The sequence below is a fragment of the Streptomyces sp. NPDC018031 genome (genome assembly GCF_044327625.1).
GTDB lineage: Bacteria > Actinomycetota > Actinomycetes > Streptomycetales > Streptomycetaceae > Streptomyces.
On the sequence record NZ_JBIRFT010000068.1, the window covers coordinates 1 to 1,918 of the forward strand.

The following is a 1,918-nucleotide window of genomic DNA, read 5'->3' on the forward strand; positions in this document are numbered from 1 at the left end:
CATGCTGAACCGGATCGAGTGGGACGCCGAGGAGGTGCTCGACGACGTACGTCGGTACGTGGTCGACAACCTCGGCGACCGGGACGCCGTCCTGGTCGTGGACGACACGGGTTTCCTGAAGAAGGGGGTGCGGTCGTCAGGGGTGCAGCGGCAGTACTCCGGCACCGCCGGGCGGACGGAGAACTGCCAGGTCGGCGTCTTCCTCGCCTATGCCACCGACCGTGGGCGGACGCTGATCGACCGGCGTCTGTGTCTGCCCACCTCGTGGACCGATGACCGGGAAAGGTGCCGCCGGGCCGGCATCGGCGACGAGGTCGCCTTCGAGACCAAGGTGGCCATGGCCAAGGCGATGGTCCGCCGTGCGATCGCGGACGAGATCCCGTTTCGGTGGGTGACCGCGGATGCCGCCTACGGGTTCAGCAAGGGCTGGCGGTCCGAGCTGGAGCGGGCGGACGTCTTCCACGTCATGCCCACCACCCGGCACGACACCGTGGTCACCCGCTGGGCGATCGACCACCCCGTCCACGACCTGTTCAACGGTCTTGCCCGGCAGAAACGGAAGCGTCGCTCCTGCGGCAGCGGGGCTCACGGCCTGCGGATCCACGACTGGGTACGCGTCGAGGTGCGGCCGTGGCACCGGCCCGACCGCCGCCACGGGGTGATCGCCCGCCGCAGCGTCGCCCATCCGCAGGAGACCTCCTACTACATCGCCTGTTGTCCCGCCGGGACCACGCTTGACGAGCAGCTCGGCGGCGGCGTGGATTGGGCCAGCCAGCGGATCTACGTGATGTCTAAGGGCCCCGAGAGCGGGAGGCGGTGCCGGCCTCGCCCCAGGCGTTCGTACGGCTGGCCCACTACCTCGACGAGGTATGCACACCGTCGAGGGGCGAGCCGGTCCGGCGGACGCGGCACGGGGTGAACCGGCCCTTGTCCTACTGGGCGATGCGGCGGATCATGCAGCGCGCCAACGACCTGCTGACGTTGCCTGGTCGGCGCAGTGAGGCGCTCAAAATGCGTTGGTAGTTTCCTCTGTGAAGTGCACGGCAATCGATTGATTGCCGCCGATGAACGTAAGGACCCGCTCGCGCGCCGGTAGGCCGACCGTGGGTGCTGTCAGATTTGTCAGCTCCCTGAACGCCTCACCGAAAGTGTCGTCAGTGTCGATGGACTGCAAAGTCCCACCGTAGAGTATTTTTCTCGAAATAGAAGGAGGATCGAGCGTGGTTCCGATCGTGAAGCTTTCCGTCATCTGGAATTCCGAAACCAATTCGGAGACTTTTACAGGCACCCCCTTGCGGACAGTGATGCCTCCGCTCGGGAACTCCAAGATGTCCTGCTTGACAGAATTGGACGCCCCGGCAAGGCTTCCCGTGATGGTCATTACGGGAACAGCAGACGTAAAATTGCCGACGATCTCAACAACCTGCAGCTTGATCGTCATAGGCATAGCGCGCTCTCCCTGTCTGTGGTGCGAGAAAGCATTGCAATTATGAGTATGGGACCGCCAAAGATAGCTCGCAAGCAGGGGCGGGTCATTCACTCGGCCGAGCCCGGTGACCCTGAGCCTCCCCTCGACCACCGCGCGGCTGCGACGCAGAGACAGGTCAACAGGCTGCTCACCGCGGAGCAGGTGGTGTGCGAGCACGCGTTCACGCATCTGAAGAAACGCCGCTCTCGTGCGGCCTGAGTGTCTGGACCCGGTCAGGTGCAGATTCTGGCACCCGCACGCTCGCCGCGTTGCGATCGTGCTCCCCGATGACGCCGCGCACTGATCCGACCGAAATTCAGACACTGCTCCGCCATGCCTGCTATGTCGGATCGGGACCCGTCCTGGTACTGCCACGGTGTTTGCCGTGACTGGTGGTCAGGTCGGGGGATGTGTCCGCGTCGTTTGTAGTGACTGGTGCGGGCCTGTCTT

General features: G+C 64.8%; 1 protein-coding gene and 1 pseudogene. One reads left to right on the forward strand and one right to left on the reverse strand.

Features of this window, described 5'->3' with window-relative positions; genetic code table 11:
* Positions 1–796, forward strand: a pseudogene (locus ACH4B3_RS34250) (IS701 family transposase); the annotation flags it as partial.
* A gap of 210 nt (positions 797–1,006) precedes the next feature.
* Here ACH4B3_RS34250 and ACH4B3_RS34255 read toward each other — a convergent pair.
* Positions 1,007–1,441 carry a hypothetical protein gene (locus ACH4B3_RS34255; RefSeq protein ID WP_398469705.1) on the reverse strand — a complete coding sequence of 145 codons (435 nt, stop codon included), beginning with the start codon at positions 1,439–1,441 and terminating at the stop codon, positions 1,007–1,009.
* Positions 1,442–1,918: the final 477 nt, after the last annotated feature.

What these genes read in the sequence shown, in the direction of transcription:
- ACH4B3_RS34255 (WP_398469705.1), bottom strand. Translation starts at nt 1,441, where the DNA reads ATGACGATCAAGCTGCAGGTTGTTGAGATCGTCGGCAATTTTACGTCT.